Raw genomic sequence first — 18,937 nt, 5'->3', positions numbered from 1 at the left:
TCAATTGAGCGGCCCTAGTTCAGCGGAATGTCGTTGGCGCTCTTCGACGATTGATAGCTGGCCGACAACGCGTCGTAGCGTGCCTTGATGCGGACGGTCTGCGCCTTCAGCGCAGTCTTCAGCTGAGCTTCTTCGGTTTCGATCAGATCGGCGATCGCAAAACTGTTCCAGAAGGCGTTCTGCCTCCGATAGCCGCCGGGTTCAAGCCCGAAGACCTCCTTCAGGATCTTGAGATCATGCGGAATGGCGAAGGCATCGCGGGAATCTTCATGACTGAAAAAATAGTAGAAATTGTCGAAGCCCGCCCAGGTGATCGCCGACATGCACATGGTGCAGGGTTCGTGCGTCGAAAGGAATATCAGATCCTTCGTCTGCGGCTTGTCGCCAAGCTCGTAGAAGCGCTTCAGCGTATGCACCTCGCCATGCCAGAGCGGATTGGCGAGCTCGTTATTGGTCTCGGCCACAACGAGCGAGAGATCGGATTTGCGCAGGATCGCCGCGCCGAACACCTTGTTGCCCGAGGAAACCCCGCCTTCGGTCAGCGGTAGGATATCGTCCTCGATGACCGAAAGCAGGCGGGCGGCGATGGTCTTGTCGGGCATTGCTATCTCCAGTTTTTCCTCAGTCTATCGTCTTGGCGGCACGAGCGAAATGCGGCAAACGCCGGTGGACGTCGTTTGTCACAGGCTTTACACTGCACCGCAACAAAGAGTGTGGGAACAGGTGGTTGTCGTCAGCACGGTTGACTTTTCTCAAATCGCCGATGAGGCGAGCAAAAGAATACGCGCTTGCCGGGGCTTTCGAATTTCTGTTCCTTCAATCGCTTGTCGATCACGGGCATATTCTGGCAACTTCGAAGTGGATTGATGATGTCTCCCAAGACTGAGCAGCTTTCGGTATTTCCAGCCTTCTTTCGCGTGGAAGGCCAGAAGACGGCTGTCTTCGGCAATGGCGACGAGGCGTTCGCCAAGGTGCGGCTGCTGTTGAACACAAGGGCAAGGATCGTTGCCTATGCCGAGCGGCCGGAAGCCGATTATCATGCCTTCCTGATCGCCAACCGGATCGAGACGGTGCGCGCTGCCTTTTCCGCCGAACAGGTCGCGGGCGCAGCGCTCGTTTTTGCCGCCACCGGCAATGAAGCGGACGACCGTGAAATCGTCGACGCCGCCCGCACCGCCAGAATTCCGGCCAACGCCGTCGATCAGCCCGATTATTGCGATTTCTTCACGCCGGCGCTGGTCAACCGCGCTCCCGTCGCCGTGGCGATCGGCACTGAGGGCGCGGGACCGGTTCTCGCCCAGATGATCCGCGCTCAGATCGACCAGCTTCTTTCCCCCTCACTCGGGCGTCTGGCCGCGCTGGCGACGAGCTATCGCAAATCAGTCGAACAACTGGTTCCCCGCGGCGTTTCCCGCCGGGTCTTCTGGCGCCGGTTCTTCTCCGGCCCGGTTGCCGACGCTGTTGCCAATGGCAACCTGCCGCAGGCCCGCCACGCCGCCGACCGGCTGTTTGCTTCGATGGACAAGGTCGCCGGCCATGTCTGGCTTGTCGGCGCGGGTCCCGGGGCTGAGGATCTGCTGACGCTGCGTGCCCAGCGCGTGATGATGGAAGCCGATGTCATCGTCTACGACGCGCTCGTGCCGCAGGCGATCGTCGATATGGGCCGCCGCGACGCCGAGCGGCTTTCCGTCGGCAAACGCAAGGGCTGTCATTCGAAGTCGCAGGAAGAGATCAACGAGCTGCTCGTCGAACTCGGCCGCCAGGGCAAGCGCGTCGTCCGCCTGAAATCCGGCGATCCGCTGGTCTATGGCCGGGCAGGGGAAGAGATGGCCGCCTTGCGCGCCGCCGGCGTCACCTATGAAGTTGTGCCCGGCATCACCTCGGCCTTCGCTGCCGCCGCCGATTTCGAGCTGCCGCTGACGCTGCGCGGCGTCGCCTCCTCGCTCGTCTTCACCACCGGCCACGATCTCACCGGCGACGTGCTGCCCGATTGGGCAAGCCTTGCCGTATCCGGCGCGACGATCGCCGTTTATATGGGCCGCACGGTTGCCGCCTCGGTCGCCGAGCGGCTGATGCAGGCCGGCATCCCCGCCGAGACCACGGTCGCCGTCATCGAGAATGCCAGCCGCAGCGAGCGCCGCCTGCTGCATGGCACGCTTGCCGATCTGCCCGATCTGCAGCACCGCGACGAGCTGACCGGGCCTGTGATGGTCATTATCGGCGATGCGGTCGCCGGCGCCAATTTCGAACTGTCCGAGCCGCTGGTGCGTGCGAACGCCCGGCTCGAGGAACTTGCAAGGAGCTGAATATGGGTGACAAGGTTCTGACGGCCAACCGGCTGACGGACGGCATTGCCGTCTGGCTGGATGCCAACGGCAAATGGTCGACCTCGCTGCAGGAGGCGCTTGTCGCCCGTCACAACGAAGCCGTTGAAGCATTGGAAGCCATTGGCAAAAAGTCCTATGCCGACAACGAGGTCGTTGACGTGGCCGTCGTCGACGTTCAGGAAACCAACGGCATTCTGTGGCCGCTTCGCCTGCGCGAGCGCATCCGTGCCCAGGGCCCGACCATGGAATACGCACCGGGCTACGCACCTGCCGATCCCGAATTCATTGCAGTCTGAGGAAGACGATGTACCGTTACGACGAATTTGATCATGCCTTTGTCAGCGAGCGCGTCGAGCAGTTCCGCGACCAGGTTCAGCGCCGCCTTTCCGGTGAGCTTGCCGAGGACGCGTTCAAGCCGCTGCGCCTGATGAACGGCGTCTACCTGCAGCTCCATGCCTATATGCTGCGCATCGCGATTCCCTATGGCACGCTGAGCGCGCGCCAGATGCGCATGCTCGCCCATATCGCCCGCACCTATGACCGAGGTTATGGCCACTTCACCACGCGCCAGAACCTGCAGTTCAACTGGCCGAAGCTGTCGGAAATCCCCGATGCACTGGCCGATCTGGCGAGCGTCGAGATGCATGCGCTGCAGACCTCCGGCAACTGCATCAGAAATGTCACCGCCGATCACTTCGCCGGCGCTGCCGCCGACGAGATCGCTGATCCCAGGCCCTATGCCGAAATCCTGCGCCAGTGGTCGTCGGTCCACCCCGAATTCTCCTTCCTGCCGCGCAAGTTCAAGATCGCCGTCACCGGCGCCGAGCGCGACCGCGCCGCCATCCAGGTCCATGATATCGGCCTGCACCTGAAGAAGAACGACAAGGGCGAAATCGGCTTTGCCGTCTATGTCGGCGGTGGCCAGGGCCGCACGCCGATGATTGCCAAGCTGATCCGCGACTTCCTGCCCGAGGAGGATCTGCTCTCCTATACCACGGCAATCGTGCGCGTTTACAATCTGCATGGCCGCCGCGACAACAAGTACAAGGCCCGCATCAAGATCCTGGTGCATGAGACCGGCGCCGAGGAACTGGCGCGTCAGGTCGAGGCCGAATTCGCCGCGTTGAAGGACACCGAGCTGAAGCTGCCGGAACAGGATGTCGAGGCGATCGCCGCCTATTTCGCGCCGCCTGATTTGCCCCAGCGCGCTGAGGGCTGGGAAAACCTCGCCCGCTGGAAGAAGGCCGATCCGGCCTTCGCCCGCTGGGTTCAGCAGAATGTGCAGCCGCACAAGAACCCCGATTACGGCATGGTGACGATCTCGCTGAAGCCGATCGGCGGTATTCCGGGCGACGCTACCGACGCCCAGATGGAGGCCATCGCCGATCTGGCCGAAGAATATGCCTTCGACGAAATCCGCGTCAGCCATGAGCAGAACCTCATTCTGCCGCACGTGGCGCTGGCCGATCTCGAAGCGGTCTATCGCGGCCTCGTCGCCATCAATCTGGCCGAAGCCAATGCCGGCTTGATCACCGACATCATCGCCTGTCCGGGGCTGGACTATTGCGCGCTCGCCAATGCGCGCTCCATCCCGGTCGCGCAGGAAATCTCCCGCCGCTTCGGTAATCCCGAACGCCAGGCGGAGATCGGCGAGCTGAAGATCAAGATCTCCGGCTGCATCAATGCCTGCGGCCACCACCATGTCGGGCATATCGGCCTGCTCGGCGTGGAGAAAAAGGGTGCCGAACTCTACCAGATCACGCTCGGCGGTTCGGGCGACGAACATACCTCGATCGGCGAGATCATCGGCCGCGGCTTCGAGCCGGAGCGGGTGACGGATGCGATCGAGACGATCGTCGACACCTATCTCGGCCTGCGGCTTGATCAATCCGAAAACTTCCTCGCCGCCTATCGCCGCGTCGGGCCGCAGCCTTTCAAGGATGCGCTCTATGGCTCGGCCGCAGAAGCGGCTTAAGGAGGGGATGATGACGAAGATCTGGAGAGAAACCGGTTTTGCCGAAAACGATCCGTGGGTGATCGAAACCGAGGAGGTGAAGGCAACAGGCGAGCAGAGGCCGCTGCTTAGCCTCGACGAGCTGATCGCCAGGGCCGATGAGAGCAACGATGTCGGCCTCGGCGTGCTGATCAAGCCGGCCGATGACGTGCGCCGGCTGCAGCCTTACCTTGATCGTCTCGAAATCGTTGCCGTCGCCTTTCCCGCCTTCAACGACGGCCGCGCCTTCAGCCATGCCTCGCTTCTGCGCCAGCGCCTTGGTTACACCAGCGAGCTGCGCGCCGTCGGCGACGTGCTGATCGACCAGGTGCCGCTGATGCTGCGCGTCGGCATCGACAGTTTCGCGGTCAGCAATGCCACGGCGCTGAAGCGACTGGCCGAAAACCGCCTTCCGTCCATTCCCCATCATTATCAGCCGGCGGTGCGTGACGCCGAAGCCGGCAAGGGCTATAGTTGGCGCCGTCAGGCGAAGCCGGCCGCATAAGCGGCCGGGCCGCCTCTTACGATGGCGGAATGATAGCATGAAGACATTCGAAATCGCGGTGATCGGTGGCGGGCTCGCCGGCATGATCGCCGCAATCGCGCTTGGCCGCGGCGGCCGCAACGTGGCGCTGGTGGCTCCGGTTGCCGCAAAGGAAGACCGGCGCACCACGGCGCTGATGGATCAATCGATCCGCTTCCTCGATCGCCTGACGCTCTGGGAAAGGCTGCGGTCGGCGGCAGCGCCGCTGACCAGCATGCGCATCATCGACGGCACCGACCGGCTGCTGCGGGCGCCCACCACCACCTTCCGCGCCGCCGAGGTTGGTCTTGATGCCTTCGGCTACAATTTCCCCAACAAGGCGCTCAACGATGTCCTCGAAGCGGCCGCGGCCGGCGAGGGCAATATTACCCGCTTCACCGATATGGCCGAATCGATCGATATCTCAGCCGAGAGAGTGTCGATCACGCTTGCCGGCGGAGAGGTGCTGACAACCGATTTTGCCGTCGGCGCCGATGGCCGCGGCTCGACGCTTCGTGATGCGGCAGGCATCGGCGTGCGCACCTGGTCCTATCCGCAATCGGCCATGGTGCTGAACTTCGCCCATTCGCTGCCGCATCAGAACATCTCGAGCGAATTCCACACCAGACACGGCCCGTTCACCCAGGTGCCGCTGCCGGGAAGCCGCTCCAGCCTCGTCTGGGTGCAGGATCCCGCTGAAGCGGCCGCCCGCATGGAATTGCCGCTGGCCGAACTGGGCTCTCTCGTCGAGGCGCAGATGCAATCCATGCTCGGCAAGGTCGATGTCGAGGAGGGCGTCCAGATCTGGCCGCTCTCCGGCATGATGGCGCATCGTTTCGGCAAGGGGCGCATCGCGCTGATCGGCGAGGCCGGCCATGTCTTCCCGCCGATCGGGGCGCAGGGGCTGAACCTTAGCCTGCGCGATATCATGGTGCTCACCGATATCCTCTGCGACAGGGCGGAATTGCCGCTGCCGGCTGATGCAGGCGAAAGCTTCGACCGCCGCCGCCGAGCCGATATCATGACGCGCACCGCGAGCGTCGATCTGCTCAACCGCTCGCTGCTTTCCGATTTCCTCCCCGTTCAGATGCTGCGCGCTGCCGGCCTGCATATCCTCTCGGCCATTCCGCCGCTGCGCAATCTCGTCATGCGCGAGGGTATCGAGCCCGGCCGGGGCTTCCGCGATATTCCGGATTCGTTAAAGGAAAAGCTGAAGCGGAAGAAGGCCTGAGCGGATCGCGATCAGCCAGAGCGAGACGCTCGCCACCGAAAACACCGTGGTGATCAGGATCGTAGCCGAGGCGCGTTCCTGCCACACGCCATATTGCTGGCCGATGACGAAGACATTGGTTGCCGTCGGCAGTGAGGCGAGCAGCACGGCCGCCTGGATCCACACCGGCTCGAATCCGCCGACAGCGGTCAGCGCCAGGAACACCGCGATCGGGTGCAGGATCAGTTTCGCCGGCACGATATAGGAAATCTCGGCCGGGATCCGCTTGAGCGGCCTCAGCGCCAGCGTCACGCCCATGGCGAAGAGCGCGCAGGGAGCGGCCGCCTGGGCGAGGTAGTCAACCAGGCGCTGGAACGCCAGCGGCTGATCGATGTGCAAGGCGGCAACCGCAAAGCCTGCCGCGGTCGACAGGATGAAAGGATGCAGCGCCACCTTGCGGGCAATATCGGCGGCGAGCCGGCCGGGAGAGCGCTTGTCGTCCCCGGCTGTCGCCATCAGCGCCGGCGCCACGATGAAATGCAGCGCATTTTCGAAGCAGATGATCAGCGCCACCGGCACGGCAGCACCTTCGCCGAGCGCCAGCAGCGCCAGCCCCGGCCCCATATAGCCGATATTGCCATAAGCGCCGGCAAAGGACTGGATGGTGCATTCATCAAGCCTATTGCCGCGCACGAAACGGCCGATGACAAAGAGCAGGATGAAGACCGCATAGGTCGCCGCGATATCGGTGACGATGAAATCGACCTGCGTCAGCTCTTCGATCGGCGTGCGCGAGACGAGCTTGAAGAACAAAGCGGGTAGGGCGGCATAGATGATGAAGGTATTCAGCCAGCCGAGCGCCTCGGCCGGCTGCTTCGTCGCCTTGGCGGCGGCATAACCGATCAGGATCAGGCCGAAGAACGGCAGCAGCAGGCTGATGATGTCGGCCAAGGGAAAGTCCGGTTTTCGCGGGATGGGCGGCGGGGAAGAATCTCTTCTAGCCGATTTGCATCAGGATCGGAAAGGTTTGTTGGAACCAGATCGCCACATCGCTGACCCAGCCGAACAGGAAGGCGAGGCCGGTGAGGATGAGGAAGACGCCCATCACCTTTTCCACCGTGCCGAGATGACGGCGGAAGCGCGACAGGAAGCGCATGAAGGCGCCGGAAAAGCCGGCGGCGATCCAGAAGGGGATGGCAAGACCCAGCGAATAGATGGCAAGCAGCCCGGCGCCGGAGCCGACCGTCTCGCGCGAGGCGGCGACGCCGAGGATGGCGCCGAGCACCGGCCCGATGCAGGGCGTCCAGCCGAAGGCGAAGGCAAGACCCATGATATAAGCTCCGGTCAGCGTTGCCGGCTTGCCGCCGGCCTGGAAGCGCGCCTCGCGGGCAAGCAGACCGATTCGGAAGAGGCCGAGGAAATTCAGCCCCATGACGATGATGATCAGCCCGCCGATCTTGGAGAGCAGATCGAGATGCTGGCGAAGCGCCATGCCGATGCTCGACGCACCGGCGCCGAGCGCCACGAAGACCGTGGCAAAGCCGAGCGTGAAGAGCAGCGCCGAAAACAGCACGCCGCGCCTGATATCGGGCGAGACCGCAACCGCGGCGCCGCCGCGGAACTGCTCGACCGAAATGCCGGCCATATAGCAGAGATAGGGAGGGACGAGGGGGAGCACGCAGGGCGAAAGAAAGGATAGCGCCCCTGCCAACAACGCGCTCCACAGGGAAATATCGGCAATCGACACGCATTCTCTCCGGCTGCAATCTGCGCCCTGTTCCTAGCGTCGCAGGCCCGGGATTGCCAATCACCTTTTCGCGTGGGCGAGAAATCTGCCTTTGCGCGCGAGAGAAATGTGCCTTACCTTTGCAAAAGCCGAATTTTTCGGTTGACCGCAATGGGTCACCTGCCTATGTTCCGCCCACTTCCAGCCGGGGTGCTTCACACCCGCGGAGAGGGAGAGCGTAGCTCAGCCGGTAGAGCAACTGACTTTTAATCAGTAGGTCTCGGGTTCGAACCCCGACGCTCTCACCATAAATTCCAAGAATGTCCGCGCCGTCGAAACGAAAGCCGTCCCGCGATGCGCATCGCTCCCTACGGGCTGTGGCGGTCGCGAATCCGTACGACACGCCGATGCGTGACGGCGAGGCGAGAAAGGCTATCCCTCTGTGAAGTCGTCCGCCCAGGTAGCAGCAAGCGGACCAAGCTTAAAACTCGCCCGTGACCTACGCGAATGCCTCGATCTGCTCTGTGAACTGTGGAACCTCTAACGCGGCGTTGATGTCCCGCCTTGCCTTCCAACGGGCCGACAGCGCTCCTCGCGAGCTGGGCGGGGGTATTTTCCCGGACTGAACATCGCGCCCTACCCCAAACGGGGTAAGCTTCGCCGTCCCAGTGCGCCTATGGGATAAATTGACATCCGCGTGCATTCCGACACCCTGCAGCTATGGGGCGTGGTTGTGACTATGGGGGAATTCATGAATGTTTCTAAGCACCTAAAATCAGTTTTCATATTTGCCTCTTTAACGTTGCTTTCGGCTAATCAAGCAATCGCGTTCACTCTTACCCGCCGTATCAGGGTCCCCGACTGGATGGACCCCTATATGGCCATGTTTTTGGTTTTCGCATTATTTGGTTATCTGGGTTTGGTAATGACGAAACCGCGCGGAGTGCCTGTGAAGCAGCTTTCCAGGGTCAAAATTGCTCCCCTCGCGAACTTCTTTCGTGTCTTCGTTTGCACCATGTTGCTAATATTCATGGCTATGCTGTTTGTAGGCATGGCCCTTCGTCGGCTCGCAGAATAGAGCTGAAATCATGCGGCAGTTCCTCTTTGCTGGCAGGGGCGGCCATTGCTCTGTAGCCCCGAGACTTCAATGGATATGACCACCCTCAGCGAACGCCTTTTTGGCATGTCCTTCCTGATGCTCTGGGTGTTGCTGGCTATCCTGATCTTTAGTGCCCTGCGTCATGGGTTGAATGCAGAACCGAAGGACGATGACCGGCCCCGCGCGCAGGATCGGTCACATGGACGCATAGTTCGGCATCTCCTTGAAGACGACAAGCGGAGAAGGGCCATGGCCCAAGCTGTCGAAGCCAAGGCCAAGTCCTATTTCGCGCGCCGCCTCGGCAAAATCCATCTGGCAGCGCTCGCCTTCTTCATCGTGACGACCTTGGTTCTGGCGGTCTGGCATTTCCATGAGGTCAAGATGCAACGGGCATCCCAACTGCAGGTCACTTCGCCGTTGCAGCACATAAATGAGTGATCCACCGTTGCGACATCGACAAAACCCAGGCAAGCGAAAAACACACGCACCACGTCGCGAGAGCACTATTCCCAGGTACAATTCGGCAATGCTCTGTCACCGCTGAACGATCACTTGGGTCCCCGGCTGCACCATATCGTAAAGCTCCTCAACATCCTCGCGGTACATCCGGAAGCATCCGCTTGATGCATTGGTGCCGATGGAGGAGGGGTCGTTGGTGCCGTGGATGCGGAGCAGTCCGTCGGCAAGGTAGATTGCGCGGGTTCCGAGCGGATTTGCAGGCCCGGGTTTCACCACTGCCGGGAGCCTTGGGTTCTTCTGGCGCATGCTGGCTGTCGGCCGCCATTCGGGATGCGGTCGTTTCGACACGACCCGCGTTGTCCCGAACCATTGTTTGCCTTCGCGGCCGACGGCGATGGGGTAGGCAAACTGCTCACCCTCTGACGTGGTGTAGATAAGCGTGTGTTCACGCGTGGCGATGACGATGGTTCCTCTTCCAGCGCGCGTCGATGGCTCCCGACGTTCTGGAAAGGGTTCCAGATAATCAGGTTCTGGCTCGGAGTAGGGAGGAGGGGGATAGGGGCTGTAAGGCTCATCATAGCCGTAGCCGTCGTATTCGTCGTATCCATCATACGGCGCGTAAACTTGGGCTTGGGCATGCACCGCTATCAGAAATAAGCCCGCAGCAAGGAGAACCAGCAATCTCATCGTTCGCATCCGCCTGTTATACAATCATGATTGGGCTGAATTCTATGGCGGCACTATGGCGGGGTAGGTCTCGATCTGACGGTGATCTTTCGTCGCTCCCGTTCGCCGCCGAGTTGGCGCAATCCTGCCCACCAACCCCGACGCTCCAAAAGGAGGCTGCAATCGGTGATGTGTTTTTTGCTGTTCGAGCCTTCGCAAAGCTGAAGGACTGGTGGCGCATCGTTAGCCGCTGCGATAGAGGCGCCCACACCTTCTTCTTGGCAATCTGCATCGCAGCCGCCGTCACCGGATGGCTCTGATCAACGAGCCTGAGCCTAAACCTTGCCCAGATGCTTCGGCCAGAATTCCTGGTGGACTTCGGCGGCTTCGTCTTCAAGATCCGTCGGGCCAACCACAGTGACGGCTCGCGCGCCGGTCTGCAACACCGCCCGGCTGGGTACGTTCAACCCGATCCCGGCAATTTCGCCGAGCCGCGTTTCGGAGCACGCAAACACCATCCGCCCGATGCCCGACCAGTAGATCGCCCCGGAGCACATCGCACAGGGCTCAGTGCTGGTATAGAGCGTGCAGTTGGCGAGAAAAGCAGGGTCGTAGTGCTGCGCCGCCAGTTTGACCAAATTCATCTCCGCGTGGTTCGTCATATCGTGGCCCGTGAAGACGCTGTTTTCGGCGCGCAAGATGACTTCGCCGTCCTTGACCAGGACCGAGCCAAACGGTTCATCGCCGTTTGCTACCGCGGATTTGGATAGCGCAATCGTCTCGCGCAGAAACGGCTCGTGACTTTCCATGACAACACCCAGCGTTAGACCGGGATGATCATCCCCTGAAATGGAGGGATTTCAAAGCACCAAAAATCAGAATCCAGGGTGGTGATCTGCACCGCCTTCGCGCAAGCGGACAACCCCAGACTTTTCATTCTCGGAACCAAAAGCGCCCGCATCGACTTTGACCCCTGAGTGATCCTGGAGGTCCCTGATGGACAAGACACCGAAAACGGCCATCCGCGGAATGATGTCTTATGTGCTCGCTCTTCTCGTCCTCGGCATTGTGGCGGGTGCCGTTTACACGCTCTATGGCCATCCCGCCGATCCATCCGAGCAGCCAGCGGCCGAGACCATCCCGCAAAAGGCGCCGGCTCCGCAGTGAGAGGCGTCGCAACAGCTTTTTGATCGGTCACCGTTCGAGAACGAATGGTGCAAGGGAAAGCATTCTGCCGGATCCGGCGCCCACCCGGTCCGGTCGTGTTGAAACGCCCGCGCTCCACCGCCAGATACCACGCAAGCGGCGACCAACAGGGCTTTGGAAAGCAAGGCAGAAACTCTGTCGCAAGTCCTTCCCACCAGTAGAGAGCTTACTTTTATAGGGGGAACGACCTGCGACAGGGGAAAAAGGCACCCGAACAGGCATCAGGAAATAGGGGAGCGTCAGCCGGGCCGGGTCGGCCCACTATGGCGGATTTGCGCTCGGGCAGTTTGAACAGAGGAGTTCGCGAATGAAAGAACATGCGGTCGTGATTGCTGGAGGCGGGCCGACGGGGCTGATGCTGGCGGGTGAATTGGCCCTGGCGGGCGTCGATGTCGCCATCGTAGAGCGGCGCGAGAACCAGGAGATCGTCGGTTCGCGTGCCGGCGGTCTGAGTTCGCGCACGCTCGAGGTTCTCGACCAGCGCGGCATCGTTGATCGGTTCCTGGCGGAGGGGCAGATCGCCCAGGTCACCGGATTTGCGGTCACGCGGCTTGACATCAGCGATTTCCCGACCCGGCACAATTACGGGCTGGCGCTGCGGCAGAAGCATATCGAGCGCATCCTGGCCGGCTGGGTCGGCGAACTGCCGGTGACGATCTATCGTGGACGCGAACTGATCGGTTTCCTGCAGGATGGGACCGGCGTCACCCTTCAACTCTCCGACGGATCGTCACTGCGCGCGGGCTATCTCGTCGGCTGCGACGGCGGCCGCAGTCTGGTTCGCAAGCTGGCCGGCATCGGCTTTCCGGGATCGGATGCGACGACGAGCAATATTCTCGCCGAGGCCGAGATGGAGGAAGAGCCGCCGCTCGGCGTCCATCGCACCGCGCTCGGCATGCATGCCTTCGGCCGCGAGCAATATGAAATCCGCGACGGCAAGGTGGTCTTCGCGAGCGAAGGTCCGATCAACGTCATGGTCACGGAAAAGACGGCCGGCGGCACAGGCGAGCCGACGCTTGACGATCTCCGGCAAGCGCTTATCGCCGCCTGCGGAACCGATTACGGAATCCACAGTCTCAAATGGATTTCGAGGTTCACCGACATGTCGCGGCAGGCCGAGGTCTACCGCAAGGGCAGGGTGCTGCTGGCGGGTGACGCCGCCCATGTGCATTCGCCGGTCGGCGGACAGGGGCTCAATACCGGTGTGCAGGATGCGGTGAACCTCGGCTGGAAACTCGCCGAGGTGGTGAAGGGCGTATCGCCCGAGGCCTTGCTCGACACCTATCATGCCGAGCGTCATCCGGTCGCTGCCCGCGTGCTGCGCACGACGATGGCGCAGGTCGCGTTGCAACGCACTGATGATCGCACCGAAGCTCTGCGCGACATCGTCCTGGAGCTCCTCGCCCTGGAGGAGGCGCGCAGAAAGATCGCCGCCGAGATGTCCGGACTTGGCATCCGTTACGATTTCGGCAAGGGGCACCCGCTGCTCGGCCGCCGCATGCCCGACCTCGACTTGGTCACGACGGGCGGCCCCTTGCGTGTCTTTACCCTTCTGAAAGATGCAAGACCGGTGTTGTTGAACTTCGGCGCGCCCGGCAGTCTCGACACCGCGCCATGGTCAGAACGCGTGCCTCTGGTCGATGCGCGCTATGACGGGCCATGGGAGTTGCCGGCGCTGGGCGCGGTCGCAGCGCCGAGTGCGGCGCTGATCCGGCCGGACGGATATGTGGCATGGGTGGGCGAGGGGTCACGGGACGGCCTCGACGCGGCGATGAATACCTGGTTCGGGCCTCCCGGCTGACAGGCGAAAAAGCCGCTGAGCTAGGCAGCGAGCGAAATCGGCGCGACGTCGGGCATTGGTTCCGGCATCGGTTTGCCGCGGCGCTCCCAGGTGCGGCGGCTGATGCCGAAGGCCTCCCAGGGGCGGGCTGCGGCGAGGGAGTTGTCGAGGTAGTCGGCCCTGGAAACGGCACCGGCGGCCCGCCGCTGCTCCTCCTTTCGGCTTCGGTCGCGCTGGCGTCTCTTTGCCTTTTGCAGTTTTGCCCGTTTCGCCTTCGACACGTCGAAGGCGCCAATGGTGCGAATGTCGAGGGCGCTGCGTTCGGCATAGCTCAGATGGAGGGCGTGGCCGAGCGCGTCGGCGGTCAGGTCAGCAAAGCGCACCTTCGTCCGCTCGTAGATGATTTCCTCGATCGCGGCTTTCCCGGCCCAAGGCAGCCATCGCGCCGCCCAGCCGAGAACCACCTCGACGAAGCCTTCCTTGAACTCGACATAAGCGAGACTGGCGATCACCTCGACATAGATCAATGCGTCATCCGCCTCGGGCACGATCTCGCCGTGACGATGGCGGATCAACTTTTCGATCTCGCGCATCCGGCCACGGAAATGGTTCCAGCGGCCGCCCCGCACACGGCGCTGCACGGCCTTGTAGCCGAGGAGACAGTCGCCGACTTTGATCGCGGTAATGTCGCGCCCAAGACCGGCTTCCTCAACCCGTTCTATCGATCGAGCCTCTTCATCCGCGCCGACGAGTCGATCCATCGTTTCTCCTTTGCGATCTGGCTGATGAGGCCGAAACGACTGATTGTAGCGGAAGTCGAGGGGGTGATGTTCACTTTTTGTTTGCGGTTTCCACCGATTTTCTCAGTGGTGATGCAACGCAGTAACGGACGATACGATGGCCGCGATTTCCGGTGGCGGTGATCCTCGGCCGGTGGCATTCGGACCCGTCTGATTTCTATTGGGAACGTCCCGTGTTATTATCCGCAGACCGGCGTCATCAGCCGTATCGTCAGCATAGAGACGTGTCCGATGAGCGAAATGGACGTGCTTTTTGCCACCCTGCGACAGGCGGCTGACCCGCAGACGGTCGAGTGCATCGAAAACGTCGTCAGGCATGGCGCCGATCGTGATCTCAATCGCATCAATGCGCTCGCCTTCGCCGACAAGCATCATCTGGACGAAGAGAAAACCATCGCTGCCTTTCTGCATGCGGCCCGCATCGGCGCGTTCGAAATGACCTGGAATGTGCTTTGCCCGGGCTGCGGCGGCGTCCTTGACAGCGGCGCAACCCTCAAAGGCGTCGTCCAGGACACCTATCATTGCGCCCTCTGCGCGGCCGGATACGAACCGACCCTCGACGAGATGGTCGAGGTCACATTCACGGTCAGCCCGCGCGTGCGCAGGATCGCCGCCCACGAGCCCGACCGGCTGCCGCCGCTCGAATATTACCGCCAGATATTCTTCAGCTCCGGCGTCGACCTGCCTGTGGATCTGGAGGCGAAGTTCGACCGCATCCTGTTGGAGATGATCGAGCTGGCGCCCGGCGAAAAGGCGTTCGTGTCGCTGCAGCTGCCGGCGCAATTCGTCATCATCTTCGACGCGGTGACGCATTCGGCCCAGTTCATCGATGTGCAGGGGGAGCCGACCGACGAACGCCAGAATCTCTCGATGGTCATCAGCAGGGGGCATGCGCTGAACGAAACCGTGACGCTGCGTCCCGGCTTGCTGCGGCTCACCCTCGAGAACCATACCGATAGACGGGTGGTGCCGAATGTCTGCGTTGCCGGCGATGACCTGCACGAGCTGCTCGGCCGCAGGCGGGCGTTTTTAACAGCCAAGCGCCTGCTGACGAACCAGAGTTTTCGCGACATCTACCGGACCGACACGCTGGACGTCGACCAGCGCCTGAAAATTACCAGCCTGACGTTCCTCTTCACCGATCTCAGGGGCTCGACCGCGCTTTATGAACGCGTCGGCGATCTTGCCGCTTTCGATCTGGTGCGGGCGCATTTCCGCGTCCTACACGAAATCGTCGCCACCGAGGCCGGCGCCGTCGTCAAGACGATCGGCGATGCCGTGATGGCGACCTTTCCGAGCCCGGACCGTGCGGTGGCCGCAGCACTCAGGATGCGGGACGCAATGCGCCGGCTGAATGCCGAGCACGGCAGCGAAGACCTCCTGCTGAAGATCGGCATCCACGAGGGACCATGCCTCGCCGTCAACCTCAACGACCGGCAGGACTATTTCGGCCAGACCGTCAATATCGCTTCCCGCGTCCAGGGCCTCGCCGATCCCAATGTGATCATGACGACCGAGGCGATCGTCGAAGATATCAATGTCTCCGAAATCCTGCGCGACAGCGGCATCACGTCGGCCTCGCGCATGGCCGAACTCCAGGGCATCGGCAGGGAGGTCAGGATCTTCGCCCTGTCGTGAGCCTCGTCCGCTGATCCCAGGCTTCGGGGCTGAGAATGCTGCCTTGTCGCCGCCCCAACCGCACTCTCATTCGTCAGCATTCCTGCCGAAATTCACCGCACGATCCCGCGCGTCGAGCGCCCTGCGAGCGCTGCGGATCGATGAGGCGGCCGGAGCCGGGCCGTGAAGGCGAAGAGCGACTCCCAGCCGGACCTGTCAATGCGACGCCTCCCAGAGATGCGCCCCGTCCTAAGAACGTGCCGGGTCGGCGTTATTTTTCCGGTCTGATGGGAACTCGTCATTCACCTGGTGCTCAACATAAGTTGAGCTGACTTCTGTCATCGGTCGCTGCAATTCTCAGGAACCTATCGATTCTCGACATTAATCGTGAAGACGGAGAGGGCGATCCATGAAGCGGGAAGACCTGAATGACATGCTGTGGTTCCTCGCAGTGGCCGAGGAGCGCAGCTTCACGAAAGCGGCGGCGAGGCTCGGCACGTCCCAATCGACGATCAGTCACACGATCAAGAAGCTCGAAGCGCGAATGGGCTTGCGGCTGTTGACCCGAACGACGCGCAGCGTGTCGCCGACGGAAGCGGGGGAGAGGTTGATTCGCTCGCTTGCCCCGCGGATCGAGGAGCTCGAAACAGAGATCGACCAGTTGATGGAGATCAGGGACAAGCCCGCGGGGACTGTCCGGATCACCCTATCGGACCACGCCCTGGAAAGCTTTGTCTGGCCGAGATTATGCAATGTGCTGAAGGACTATCCCGATATCAGCCTGGAATTGAACACCGACAACGGTTTTCGCAATATTGTCGAGGATCGATTCGATGCGGGCGTGCGTCTTGGCGAAAGCGTCGACAAGGACATGGTCGCCGTCAAGATCGGGCCGGACTGGCGCCTCGTCGCCGTCGGATCGCCGGACTACTTCGCGAGGAGGACGATTCCTCAGAAACCTCAGGACCTCGTCGCCCATGTCTGCATCAATAGCCGCCAATCCACGTCGGGTGGTCTCTATGCATGGGAGTTCGCAAAAGACGGCAGGGAGCTGCGGGTACGGGTCGATGGGCAGCTGACGTTCAGCACCAGCTATGCGATGATCGATGCCGCGGTCAAAGGTTACGGCATCGCCTATGTACCGGAGGATATTGTCGCCGGCGAAATCGAGGCGGGGAGCCTCATTCAGGTTCTTGACGACTGGTGTCAGTCCTTTCCTGGCTATTATCTCTACTACCCGGACAAACGCCAGAATTCGCCCGCCTTCAAGGTGATCATAGAAGCGCTCCGTCTATCCTGATCCTGGCCCGGCTTCAGCCGCAGCTATGCAGAAGAAATGCCAGAGCACCAGCCCTGGCATTCCCTTTAAGCCACCAGCCCCTTGGTCAATTCCAGCGCCTGGCGTTCGAACAGCCGGCGATAGATGCCGCCATTGAGCCGGATCAGCGCCTGGTGGTCGCCCTCTTCGACGATCCTGCCCTTGTCGAACACCAGCAGTCGGTCCAGCGCGCGCACCGTGGACAGGCGATGGGCGATGACAAGCGTCGTTCGGCCGACCATCAGACGCTCCATGGCCTGCTGGATCTGCACTTCGCTTTCGCTGTCGAGGCTCGACGTCGCCTCGTCCAGGATCAGCACCGGCGCATCGGCCAGGAAGGCCCTGGCAATGGCGACACGCTGCCGCTCTCCGCCCGATAGCTTGACGCCGCGTTCACCCACCATCGTCTCATAGCCCTTGGGAAGGTCGACGATGAAGCCGTGCGCATTGGCCTGTTTCGCCGCCTGCTCGATCTCGCGCCGGGTGGCGTTCGGCCTGCCATAGGCGATGTTCTCAGCCAGCGTGCGGTGAAACAGGATGGGCTCCTGCTGGACGATGGCCAGCTGGCCGCGCAGGCTTGATTGCCGGACTTCGGCGATGTCCTGCCCGTCAATGCGGATGGCGCCCGCGTTCACGTCGTAGAGGCGCTGGATGAGCTTGACGAAAGTCGTCTTGCCTGAGCCCGAATGCCCCACCAGGCCGACGCGCTCACCCGGTTTGATGGTGACCGAAAAGTCCTCGTAAAGCGGCTCGGGATGAGCGCCGTATTGGAAGGTGACGCGATCGAAGACGATCTCGCCCGCGCCGATCGCAATCGGCTTGGCGTGCGGCTTGTCCTCGATGCCGAGCGGCATCTTGTCGAGCAGCACCAGTTCCTCCATGTCGTTGACGGCGCGCTGCAGGTTGCGGATGTCCTGGCCGACATTGCGCAGATAGCCTTGCAGAACGAAGAACATCGCCAGCACGAAGGTGATGTCGCCGGGGCTCGCCAGCCCCTGCCGCCACATGATGAGGCCCGTTCCCAGAATGCCGGCCTGCATTGATACCATCATGAAGCCCTGGATCGTGCCGCTCGAGGTGCCGCGCTTCCATGTTCTGCGTGTGCGGCTGTCCCATTTGGCCAGCACATGGCCCAAGCGGGCCTCTTCGCGGTTCTCGGAGCCGAAGGCCTTGACCACCGAATTGCAGCTGATCGCATCGGCCAGCGCGCCGCCGAGCTTGGTGTCCCAGGCATTGGCAAGCCTTGCCGCTGGCGACACGAAACCCATGGAAAGCGCTACCGTGACGCCGATATAGATCAGCGACCCCGCACTGACGATCAGGCCCATGATCGGCCAATAGCTGCCGAGCACGATACTGGCGCCGACCAGCATGACGATGGAGGGCAGCAGGGCGACCAGCAGCAGGTCGTTGAGCGAGTCGAGCGCCCACATGCCGCGGGTGATCTTGCGTACCGTCGAACCGGCAAAACTATTGGCGTGCCAGTCGGTCGAGAACCGCTGCACCTTGTGGAAACCGTTATTGACCACATCCGCCATGATGCGCAGTGTGAGGCGGATGATGCCGTTGAAGATGAACCAACGCAGTGTCACGCTGGTAAAGCCGAGAGTGACGACGACGACAAAGGCGCTGAGCGCGCCATCCGCCGCATTGCCGCCGGCTATGGCATCGACGATGCGGCCGGAAAACACCGGCACCATGACTTCGGCCAGCGTGCTGGCTACAACCAGCACGACAATGGCGCCCACCAAAAGGCGCCGGTGGCTCCAATGATGAAAAACAAAGCCGAGCACGTGACGATAGGCATCGGCGCGGAAATCGAGCTTCTTGCGGGTCATTTAAGCCAGCCCGGCCCATATCGGAACCGGTCCTCAAAATAGAGAGTTAAAAGGCACAGCCCGCACGGGAGACGGAGTAATCCCGTCAGGTCAATCGGACTATGAAGGATGGAAAAACCGCGAGTCGGGCGCGCTCGGGGCGGGCCGCGAATGGAAATGACCTAGCGTCGGGTCATTCCGCACGGGAAGGCTTCGATGATTGCTGATGTCATTCAACGCCTCCCTTGTGTTCGATCTGAAGCGGTGACGTTTTGTAGCGAAGCAATTCGCCATTGCCAAGAGGGAATTTACAACCCTACGGAAAGTGATGCGAAAACGACACAGCCTATGAGCTTGCCGGTAGATGCTTCCGGGGCAGGGGCTGCATGGCTGGTT

18 protein-coding genes and 1 tRNA gene are annotated in these 18,937 nt (G+C 61.8%); 12 read left to right on the top strand and 7 right to left on the bottom strand.

What is annotated here, in order from left to right:
* Positions 1 to 14 precede the first annotated feature (14 nt).
* Positions 15 to 602 (bottom strand): deaminase, encoded by a 588-nt coding sequence (locus GA0061105_RS03120; RefSeq protein WP_064691517.1) that lies wholly within the window; start codon positions 600 to 602, stop codon positions 15 to 17.
* 267 nt (positions 603 to 869) lie between these two features.
* Here GA0061105_RS03120 and cysG point away from each other — a divergent pair, with 267 nt between their 5' ends.
* The 5 genes from cysG to GA0061105_RS03095 are packed head-to-tail and all read left to right on the top strand — an operon-like array spanning position 870 to position 6,074.
* Entirely contained in the window at positions 870 to 2,306 is a 1,437-nt protein-coding gene (cysG, locus tag GA0061105_RS03115) for a siroheme synthase CysG (RefSeq protein WP_092748321.1), read from the top strand.
* A gap of 2 nt (positions 2,307 to 2,308) precedes the next feature.
* Entirely contained in the window at positions 2,309 to 2,623 is a 315-nt protein-coding gene (locus GA0061105_RS03110; RefSeq protein WP_010014500.1) for a DUF2849 domain-containing protein, read from the top strand.
* Between the two features lie 8 nt (positions 2,624 to 2,631).
* Entirely contained in the window at positions 2,632 to 4,302 is a 1,671-nt protein-coding gene (locus GA0061105_RS03105) for a nitrite/sulfite reductase (RefSeq protein ID WP_064691519.1), read from the top strand.
* Between the two features lie 10 nt (positions 4,303 to 4,312).
* Positions 4,313 to 4,825 (top strand): DUF934 domain-containing protein, encoded by a 513-nt coding sequence (locus GA0061105_RS03100; protein ID WP_064691520.1) that lies wholly within the window; start codon positions 4,313 to 4,315, stop codon positions 4,823 to 4,825.
* A 37-nt stretch (positions 4,826 to 4,862) separates the two neighbouring features.
* On the top strand, positions 4,863 to 6,074 hold the full coding sequence (locus GA0061105_RS03095) for a UbiH/UbiF family hydroxylase (RefSeq protein WP_092747923.1): 1,212 nt from the start codon (positions 4,863 to 4,865) through the stop codon (positions 6,072 to 6,074).
* On the opposite strand, the gene GA0061105_RS03090 is transcribed toward GA0061105_RS03095, so the two are convergent.
* Complete coding sequence (locus GA0061105_RS03090; RefSeq protein ID WP_092747921.1) at positions 6,042 to 7,004, bottom strand: AEC family transporter; 963 nt, start codon at positions 7,002 to 7,004, stop codon at positions 6,042 to 6,044. The genes GA0061105_RS03095 and GA0061105_RS03090 overlap by 33 nt on opposite strands.
* Positions 7,005 to 7,050: 46 nt before the next feature.
* Positions 7,051 to 7,800, bottom strand: coding sequence for a cytochrome c biogenesis CcdA family protein (locus tag GA0061105_RS03085; protein ID WP_092747919.1), 750 nt, complete (start codon positions 7,798 to 7,800; stop codon positions 7,051 to 7,053).
* Between the two features lie 211 nt (positions 7,801 to 8,011).
* On the opposite strand from GA0061105_RS03085, the gene GA0061105_RS03080 reads away from it, so the two are divergent.
* The 3 genes from GA0061105_RS03080 to GA0061105_RS03070 all read left to right on the top strand — a co-directional run bounded on the left by GA0061105_RS03080 (position 8,012) and on the right by GA0061105_RS03070 (position 9,316).
* Positions 8,012 to 8,087, top strand: a tRNA-Lys gene (locus tag GA0061105_RS03080).
* Between the two features lie 389 nt (positions 8,088 to 8,476).
* The gene (locus tag GA0061105_RS03075; RefSeq protein ID WP_064691533.1) at positions 8,477 to 8,857 is read left to right on the top strand and encodes a hypothetical protein; all 381 of its coding nucleotides are present in this window, start codon (positions 8,477 to 8,479) and stop codon (positions 8,855 to 8,857) included.
* 69 nt (positions 8,858 to 8,926) lie between these two features.
* Positions 8,927 to 9,316 carry a hypothetical protein gene (locus GA0061105_RS03070; protein WP_064691534.1) on the top strand — a complete coding sequence of 130 codons (390 nt, stop codon included), beginning with the start codon at positions 8,927 to 8,929 and terminating at the stop codon, positions 9,314 to 9,316.
* Between the two features lie 96 nt (positions 9,317 to 9,412).
* Here GA0061105_RS03070 and GA0061105_RS03065 read toward each other — a convergent pair whose 3' ends face one another.
* The gene (locus GA0061105_RS03065; protein WP_092747917.1) at positions 9,413 to 10,024 is read right to left on the bottom strand and encodes a L,D-transpeptidase; all 612 of its coding nucleotides are present in this window, start codon (positions 10,022 to 10,024) and stop codon (positions 9,413 to 9,415) included.
* A gap of 314 nt (positions 10,025 to 10,338) precedes the next feature.
* A complete protein-coding gene (locus GA0061105_RS03060) occupies positions 10,339 to 10,812 on the bottom strand; it encodes a nucleoside deaminase (protein ID WP_092747915.1) in 474 nt (157 codons plus the stop codon).
* Positions 10,813 to 10,999: 187 nt separating this feature from the next.
* Here GA0061105_RS03060 and GA0061105_RS32720 point away from each other — a divergent pair, with 187 nt between their 5' ends.
* The gene (locus GA0061105_RS32720; RefSeq protein ID WP_167358508.1) at positions 11,000 to 11,170 is read left to right on the top strand and encodes a hypothetical protein; all 171 of its coding nucleotides are present in this window, start codon (positions 11,000 to 11,002) and stop codon (positions 11,168 to 11,170) included.
* A gap of 346 nt (positions 11,171 to 11,516) precedes the next feature.
* Positions 11,517 to 13,010, top strand: coding sequence for an FAD-dependent monooxygenase (locus GA0061105_RS03055; RefSeq protein WP_092747913.1), 1,494 nt, complete (start codon positions 11,517 to 11,519; stop codon positions 13,008 to 13,010).
* 20 nt (positions 13,011 to 13,030) lie between these two features.
* On the opposite strand, the gene GA0061105_RS03050 is transcribed toward GA0061105_RS03055, so the two are convergent.
* Positions 13,031 to 13,750 (bottom strand): hypothetical protein, encoded by a 720-nt coding sequence (locus GA0061105_RS03050; protein WP_064691539.1) that lies wholly within the window; start codon positions 13,748 to 13,750, stop codon positions 13,031 to 13,033.
* Positions 13,751 to 14,020: 270 nt separating this feature from the next.
* Here GA0061105_RS03050 and GA0061105_RS03045 point away from each other — a divergent pair, with 270 nt between their 5' ends.
* The gene (locus GA0061105_RS03045; RefSeq protein WP_064691540.1) at positions 14,021 to 15,427 is read left to right on the top strand and encodes an adenylate/guanylate cyclase domain-containing protein; all 1,407 of its coding nucleotides are present in this window, start codon (positions 14,021 to 14,023) and stop codon (positions 15,425 to 15,427) included.
* Between the two features lie 388 nt (positions 15,428 to 15,815).
* On the top strand, positions 15,816 to 16,706 hold the full coding sequence (locus GA0061105_RS03040) for a LysR family transcriptional regulator (RefSeq protein ID WP_092747911.1): 891 nt from the start codon (positions 15,816 to 15,818) through the stop codon (positions 16,704 to 16,706).
* A 65-nt stretch (positions 16,707 to 16,771) separates the two neighbouring features.
* Here GA0061105_RS03040 and GA0061105_RS03035 read toward each other — a convergent pair whose 3' ends face one another.
* On the bottom strand, positions 16,772 to 18,562 hold the full coding sequence (locus GA0061105_RS03035) for an ABC transporter ATP-binding protein (protein WP_092747909.1): 1,791 nt from the start codon (positions 18,560 to 18,562) through the stop codon (positions 16,772 to 16,774).
* Positions 18,563 to 18,937 lie beyond the last annotated feature (375 nt).

The organism is Rhizobium aethiopicum, from assembly GCF_900094625.1.
In the GTDB taxonomy this organism is placed as follows: Bacteria; Pseudomonadota; Alphaproteobacteria; order Rhizobiales; family Rhizobiaceae; genus Rhizobium; species Rhizobium aethiopicum.
The sequence above is the reverse complement of the archived record's forward strand: the minus strand, read 5'-3'. Positions and strand labels throughout refer to the sequence as shown.